The following is a 6,793-nucleotide window of genomic DNA, read 5'->3' as shown; positions in this document are numbered from 1 at the left end:
CGTGCGGGAGTTCTTCGACTACGACATCGCCGAGCTCCGCGAGTACATCGACTGGCAGCCGTTCTTCAACGCTTGGGAGATGAAGGGCAGGTTCCCCGACATCCTCAACAACCCGGTGTCGGGCGAGACCGCCCGCAAGCTCTACGACGACGCCCAGGAGATGCTCGACACCCTGATCAAGGAGAAGTGGCTGACCGCCAACGGGGTGATCGGGTTCTTCCCGGCGAACGCGGTCGGCGACGATATCGAGGTCTACACCGACGAGACCCGCACCGAGGTGCTCACCACATTGCACAACCTGCGCCAGCAGGGCGAGCATCGGGACGGCATCCCGAACCGGTCGCTCGGCGACTACATCGCGCCTAAGGACACCGGTCTGGCGGATTACGTCGGCGCCTTCGCCGTCACCACGGGGCTCGGCAGCCACCACAAGATCGCGGAGTACAAGGCAGCCAACGATGACTACAGCGGGATCCTGCTGGAGTCGCTCGCCGACCGGCTGGCGGAGGCGTTCGCCGAACGGATGCACCAACGGGTCCGCAAGGAGTTCTGGGGCTTCCAGCCCGACGAGCAGCTGGACAATGAGGCACTCATCGGTGAGAAGTACGTCGGAATCCGCCCTGCCCCCGGCTACCCGGCCTGCCCGGAGCACACCGAGAAGGGAACGCTCTGGAAGTTGATGGACGTGCGGGAGCGCACCGGCATCGAGCTGACCGAGTCGATGGCGATGTGGCCCGGTGCTGCCGTCAGCGGCTGGTATTTCTCGCACCCGCAATCGCAGTACTTCGTGGTCGGCCGGATGGCCCAGGACCAGGTCGCCGACTACGCGAAGCGCAAGGGCTGGACCCTGCAGGAAGCCGAGCGCTGGCTCGGCCCCAACCTCGGCTATAACCCGGAGGACTAAGCCCTTGTCCGAGGCCGTTGACGACGCCCGCGGCCAGGCGCCGTCGGCTCATCACGAAGACCTGCCCGTCGACAGCACCGCCGCCCGTGCCGCCTTCTTGTCGGCCACTCGTTTCGCGACGGTGGCCGCGATCGGGGGACTGTGCTTCGGTTACGACATCTCGGTGACCAACCGCGCAGTCAAGGCGCTGCAGGCGAACTTTCACATCGGCAACGCTCTGCTGGGTTTCGCCGCGGCATCGGTGGTTCTGGGTGCCGCGGTCGGGGCGGTGGGGGCCGGCCGGATCGGCGACCGGTTGGGCCGCCTCTCGATAATGAAGCTCTCGGCGGCATCGTTCTTCGTGTGCGGTCTCGGCGCTGGTTTGGCAACCAGCATTTGGATGTTCATCGTCTTTCATTTCATCGGCGGTATCGGGATCGGCTTCTCATCGGTTGCGGCTCCGGCCTACATCGCCGAGATCTCGCCCCCGCGTTTCCGTGGCCGGCTTGGCTCACTGCAGCAGCTTGCCATCGTTTTCGGGCTTTTCGGAGCGATGGCGTTGACCTGGGTGCCGTTCCACATCGCGGGCGGTGCGAGCAAGCCGATCTGGCTGGGCCTGGCGGCCTGGCGCTGGACATATCTCGGCGAGTTGATTCTGGCGCTGCTGTACTTCGCACTGCTTTTCACGATCGCCGAATCGCCGCGTTACCTGGTTGGCAGACAAGAGATTTCACAAGCCCGCCAAGTGCTGGGGAAACTGCTGGGCCCGCGCGACGTGGAGGTGACGATCACTCGTATCGCGAGCTCGCTGGAGCAGGAAAAGCCGCAGTCGTGGCGCGATCTGCGTAAGCCGACCGGCGGGCTGTACGGCATCGTCTGGGTGGGTCTGGGGCTGGCCGTCTTTCAGCAGTTCGTCGGTATCAACGTGATCTTCTCCTACTCCGATTTGCTCTGGGAGGCAGTGGGCTTCGGCGAGAGGTCCTCATTCACCATCGCCTTGGTGACCACCGGGGTCAACGTGCTCATCACCTTGGTGGCGATCGCCTTGATCGACCGGCTCGGCCGCAGGCCGCTGCTGCTGGCCGGATCGGCCGGCATGTCGGTGATGCTGGCGACGATGACTGTGGTGTTCGCCGGAGCATCCACCGTCAACGGTCAGCCGCAATTAGACGGAGCCGCAGGGGTGATCGCGCTGGTGGCCGCAGACTTGTTCGTGGTCGCGTTCGCCGTGTCCTGGGGACCGGTGCTGTGGGTGCTGCTGGGCGAGATGTTCCCCAACCGCATCCGGTCGGCGGCGCTGGGCCTGGCCTCAGGCGTGCAGTGGATGGCCAACTGGACTATCGCGGTGACGTTCCCGGCGCTGCGCCACGTGCTCGGTGTGGCCTACGGGTTCTACGCGCTGTGCGCGGTGCTGTCGCTTGTTTTCGTCTGGCGATGGGTCCGCGAAACCAACGGGGTGTCCCTAGAAGACATGCCCGACGAGGTGTCTCCGACTGCCCTGCCGCCCGCCGCGGCCTGAAACCGCCGTGACTTTGCTTAGCCGCCCATGAAACAATCGCTGGCCGTGAAGACCTTTGAGGATCTGTTTGCCGAACTCGGCGAACGTGCCCGCACTCGTCCGCCCGGCAGTGGCACTGTCGCCGCGCTGGACGGTGGAGTGCACGCGGTGGGCAAGAAGATCCTCGAGGAGGCCGGCGAAGTGTGGTTGGCGGCCGAACACGAATCCGACGAGGCGCTGGCCGAGGAACTCAGCCAGCTGCTGTACTGGGCTCAGGTGATGATGATCGCCCGCGGGCTCACCCTCGACGACGTGTATCGGAAACTCTGATGGCACCACACCACCGCAACGGGTCCACGCGACTGCGCGTGGCGGTCCCCAACAAGGGCGCGCTGAGCGAATCGGCGGTCGACATCCTGTCCGAGGCCGGTTACCGGCGTCGGACCGATCCCAAAGACTTGACCGTCATCGACCCGCACAACAACGTCGAGTTCTTTTTCCTGCGGCCCAAAGACATCGCGATCTATGTCGGGTCGGGTGAGCTCGACTTCGGCATCACCGGACGGGATTTGGCGCGGGAATCCCGCGCGTCGGTGCATGAGCGGCTGGCGCTGGGCTTCGGATCTTCCAGTTTCCGCTACGCGGCCCCGGCCGGGCGGGACTGGAAAGTCGACGACCTGGCCGGCCGCCGTATCGCCACCGCCTATCCCAACCTGGTGCGAGAAGACTTGGCGGCCCGCGGCATTGACGCGACCGTGATCCGCCTCGACGGCGCGGTCGAGATCTCGATACAGCTCGGCGTCGCTGACGCCATCGCCGACGTGGTGGGTTCGGGCCGCACCCTGAACCTGCACAACCTGGTGGCGTTCGGCGAAACTCTGTGCGATTCAGAGGCGGTCCTGATCGAACAGATCGATCCGCACGCCGCCGAGCGACCGGACGTCGCCGCCCGCGATCAACTCGTGGCCCGGGTGCAGGGCGTGGTGTTCGGCCAGCAGTACCTGATGCTTGATTACGATTGCCCGCGTTCGGTTCTCGACGACGCGGTGTCGATCACGCCCGGATTGGAATCGCCCACGATCGCTCCACTGGCCGACCCCGATTGGGTCGCCGTGCGGGCGCTGGTGCCACGCCGCGGTGTCAACGAGATCATGGACGATTTGGCGGCGATTGGTGCGAAAGCGATCCTGGCTTCAAGCGTTCGGTTCTTCCGATTCTGATCTTGAATGTCCCGGTAGTACAGCCGCCGCTGTGTTAGCGTCCCGCTAGAGCCGCGTTCGTTAGTCGAGCCCTGAGGAGGGGTCGCGATGTCGCACATGACGCATTTCTATGTTCTGCTGCTAGCCCTGGGAATTGGTGTGATCGCCGGTCTGCGGTCCATGACGGCCCCGGCGGTCATCTCCTGGGCCGCCGCGCTGCACTGGATCAATCTGAATGGAACCTGGGCTTCCTGGGTTGGCAATTGGATAACCGTCGGCATCTTCACCGTGCTTGCGCTCGGGGAACTCTTTGTCGACAAACAACCCAAGACGCCGCCGCGCACGGCGCCGCCGGCGTTCATTGGCCGGATCGTCGCCGGCGGGTTCGCGGGAGCGGTCATCGGCACCGCGTGGGCCGTAACCTGGAGCGCGCTCGGCGCCGGCGTTGTCGGCGCGGTGCTCGGCACCCTGGTCGGCTACCAGGCGCGCGGCCGCCTGGCCGGCAGGGTTGGTCGTGACCTGCCGATCGCTCTGCTCGAAGACGTCGTCGCCGTTGGCGGTGGATTCGCAATCGCCGCAGTCACAGCTGCTCTGTGACGCGGAGTTTCGACGCGATCGTAGTCGGGGCCGGCCAGGCCGGGCCCCCGCTGGTAGGACGGCTGACCGCGGCCGGTCACACCGTTGCGATGGTGGAGCGCAAGCTGATCGGCGGCACCTGCGTCAACACCGGCTGCATTCCGACCAAGACCTTGGTTGCCAGTGCGCAGGCCGCACATATGGCCCGACGCGGCGCCGACTTCGGTGTCCAGACCGGCGCTGTCAGCGTGGACATGCGAAAGGTCAAGGCGCGCAAGGACGCCATCATGTTGGACGACCGCAAAGGCGTCGAAGACTGGCTTGACGGCATGGACGGCTGCACGGTTTTTCGCGGTCATGCCAGCTTCGAGGATCCGCACACATTGCGGGTCGGGGACGAGACGTTGAGTGCCGAGCGCATCTTCCTCAACGTCGGGGGACGTGCGGTGGTGCCTGACATTCCCGGGCTGGCCGATATCGACTTTCTCACCAACGTGTCGATCCTCGAACTCGATACGCTGCCCGAGCATCTCGTCATCGTCGGCGGCAGTTATATCGCCCTGGAATTCGCGCAGATGTACCGGCGTTTCGGCGCCGAGGTGACCGTAGTCGAAAAGGGTCCGCGGCTGACATCGCGCGAGGACGAGGACGTCTCCGTCGGAATCAGGGCGATCCTGGAGAATGAAGGCATCGACGTCGTCGTCGACGCTTCCGATATTCGGATATCTAAGCGCGACAATGGATTCGAACTGACACCGCGGCCTGGTGCGGCACCGATAGCGGGCAGCCACCTGTTGATGGCGGTCGGGCGGCGCCCCAACACCGATGACCTCGGGCTCGAGCAGGCCGGCGTCCGCACCGATGCCCGCGGATACGTCGCCGTTGACGACCAACTGAAAACCAGCGTCGACCACATCTGGGCGATGGGCGACTGCAACGGCAAGGGCGCTTTCACCCACACCTCCTACAACGATTTCGAAATCGTGGCCGCCAACCTGCTCGACAATGACCCGCGGCGGGTGAGCGACCGGATTGCCGCGTACGCGCTCTACATCGACCCGCCGCTGGGACGTGCCGGCATGACCGTCGAGCAGGTTCGGGCGTCCGGCCGCCCCGCGCTGGTCGGTCAGCGACCGATGACCCGAGTCGGTCGGGCAGTGGAAAAGGGTGAGACGCAAGGCTTCATGAAGGTGGTTGTCGACGCCGAGACGCAACAGATTCTCGGAGCCGCGATCCTCGGCGTCGGAGGCGACGAGTCCATCCACGCCATCCTGGACGTGATGTCAGCCAAGGCGCCCTACCAAACACTGGCCCGCACGATGCATATTCACCCCACGGTCTGCGAGCTGATACCGACCATGCTGCAGGAGATGTCGCCGCTGCAGTAGCCGGCGATCAAGCGGCCGGCTCGGCCTTGTGCTGCAGGACGGTGTCTGCGTTGCCTTCGTCGGGAGCCTCCGGCCAGCCCGGATACGGCGGCGGCGTGCCGCCGAAGACCGGACAGTGCTCGTGGTGCGCGCACCAGTCGCACAGCCGCGACGGCCGCGGCCTGAAATCGCCTGTGGCACCGGCGGATTGAATAGCTTGCCAAATCGCCATCAGGGTCTTCTCGAAGCGCAGCAGCTCGGCTTCGTCGGGGGAGTAGTCCAGCAGCTGGCCATCCGAGAGGTAGATGAGCCGCAGCCGCGTCGGCAGTACGCCCCGCGAGCGCAGTAACGCGACGGCATAGAACTTCATCTGGAACATGGCTTTGAACTCGGCCAGTGCCCGGGCTTCCGGTGGGGCCTTGCCGGTTTTGTAGTCCACCACCCGCAATTCGCCAGTGGGCGCGACATCGATTCGGTCGATGATCCCGCGCAGCAGGGTGCCGTCCGCCAGTTCGACCTCGATGCGCTGCTCGCAGCTCTGCGGGTCGAACCGGGTCGGGTCTTCCAGGCTGTAGTAGCCGGACAGCAGCTTGCGGGCCTCGTCGAGCAGGTGGGTCTGCTGCTCGGGGTCCAACTGGTCGGCCAGCTCGGGGTCGGCGGCGATCACCTGCTCCCACGCCGGACCGACCAGCGCATCGACGGTCTGCGGGCCGCGCTGCGCGGCGGGAAGACCGTAGAGCTGCTCCAGTGCGGCGTGTACCACCGATCCGCGTACCTGGGCGGTCGACGGAGGCTCAGGCAACCGGTCGATCGCTCGGAACCGGTAGAGCAGGGGGCACTGCTTGAAGTCGGCCGCCCGCGACGGTGACAGGGCTGGTCTCGACGCCGGGCGCGACCTGGCTGGCTTGCCTGGTTCGTCGGTCATATCCGCAGCCTAGGGGCCGGGTCGGACAACCCCGCGCACCTTTGGCGGCGCGTCTGCTGGCAGGCTTGACGGCTGTGTCCGTTACCGGCCCGTTCGTCATCGGTGATCGCGTTCAGCTCACCGACGCCAAGGGTCGGCACTACACGATGCTGCTCAGTCCCGGCGGGGAGTTTCACACTCACCGCGGCGCGATCGCACACGACGCGGTCATCGGGCTGCCGGAAGGCAGCGTGGTCAAGTCCGCCAACGGTGACCAGTTCCTGGTGTTGCGTCCGCTGCTGGTGGACTACGTGCTGTCGATGCCGCGCGGCGCTCAGGTGGTCTACCCGAAAGACGCCGCGCAGA

Annotated in this window: 7 protein-coding genes and 1 pseudogene; 7 read left to right on the top strand and 1 reads right to left on the bottom strand. The window is 65.7% G+C overall.

What is annotated here, in order from left to right; genetic code table 11:
* The 6 genes from VGH54_RS04850 to VGH54_RS04825 all read left to right on the top strand — a co-directional run.
* On the top strand, positions 1–904 hold a 904-nt coding region (locus VGH54_RS04850), incomplete at its 5' end, for a vitamin B12 dependent-methionine synthase activation domain-containing protein (RefSeq protein WP_331510807.1).
* Between the two features lie 61 nt (positions 905–965).
* The gene (locus tag VGH54_RS04845) at positions 966–2,402 is read left to right on the top strand and encodes a sugar porter family MFS transporter (RefSeq protein ID WP_331510809.1); all 1,437 of its coding nucleotides are present in this window, start codon (positions 966–968) and stop codon (positions 2,400–2,402) included.
* 27 nt (positions 2,403–2,429) lie between these two features.
* Positions 2,430–2,711 (top strand): phosphoribosyl-ATP diphosphatase, encoded by a 282-nt coding sequence (locus VGH54_RS04840; RefSeq protein ID WP_331510806.1) that lies wholly within the window; start codon positions 2,430–2,432, stop codon positions 2,709–2,711.
* Positions 2,711–3,601 carry an ATP phosphoribosyltransferase gene (gene hisG / locus VGH54_RS04835; protein WP_331510805.1) on the top strand — a complete coding sequence of 297 codons (891 nt, stop codon included), beginning with the start codon at positions 2,711–2,713 and terminating at the stop codon, positions 3,599–3,601. Before VGH54_RS04840 ends, hisG begins: the two co-directional genes overlap by 1 nt.
* 96 nt (positions 3,602–3,697) lie before the next feature.
* Positions 3,698–4,177 carry a DUF4126 family protein gene (locus VGH54_RS04830; RefSeq protein WP_331510808.1) on the top strand — a complete coding sequence of 160 codons (480 nt, stop codon included), beginning with the start codon at positions 3,698–3,700 and terminating at the stop codon, positions 4,175–4,177.
* On the top strand, positions 4,174–5,544 hold the full coding sequence (locus VGH54_RS04825) for an FAD-containing oxidoreductase (protein WP_331510804.1): 1,371 nt from the start codon (positions 4,174–4,176) through the stop codon (positions 5,542–5,544). The genes VGH54_RS04830 and VGH54_RS04825 overlap by 4 nt, the downstream gene beginning before the upstream one ends.
* A gap of 7 nt (positions 5,545–5,551) precedes the next feature.
* Here the strand turns inward: VGH54_RS04825 and VGH54_RS04820 are convergent, their stop codons facing one another.
* On the bottom strand, positions 5,552–6,448 hold the full coding sequence (locus VGH54_RS04820) for a RecB family exonuclease (protein ID WP_331510803.1): 897 nt from the start codon (positions 6,446–6,448) through the stop codon (positions 5,552–5,554).
* A 74-nt stretch (positions 6,449–6,522) separates the two neighbouring features.
* Between VGH54_RS04820 and VGH54_RS04815 the strand changes: the two are divergent.
* Positions 6,523–6,793 (top strand): annotated as a pseudogene (locus VGH54_RS04815) (SAM-dependent methyltransferase); the annotation flags it as partial.

The sequence above is a fragment of the Mycobacterium sp. genome, from assembly GCF_036488105.1.
In the GTDB taxonomy this organism is placed as follows: Bacteria; Actinomycetota; Actinomycetes; order Mycobacteriales; family Mycobacteriaceae; genus Mycobacterium.
The sequence above is the reverse complement of the archived record's forward strand: the minus strand, read 5'-3'. Positions and strand labels throughout refer to the sequence as shown.

What these genes read in the sequence shown, in the direction of transcription:
- hisG (WP_331510805.1), top strand. Translation starts at nt 2,711, where the DNA reads ATGGCACCACACCACCGCAACGGGTCCACGCGACTGCGCGTGGCGGTC.
- VGH54_RS04830 (WP_331510808.1), top strand. Translation starts at nt 3,698, where the DNA reads ATGACGCATTTCTATGTTCTGCTGCTAGCCCTGGGAATTGGTGTGATC.
- VGH54_RS04840 (WP_331510806.1), top strand. Translation starts at nt 2,430, where the DNA reads ATGAAACAATCGCTGGCCGTGAAGACCTTTGAGGATCTGTTTGCCGAA.
- VGH54_RS04820 (WP_331510803.1), bottom strand. Translation starts at nt 6,448, where the DNA reads ATGACCGACGAACCAGGCAAGCCAGCCAGGTCGCGCCCGGCGTCGAGA.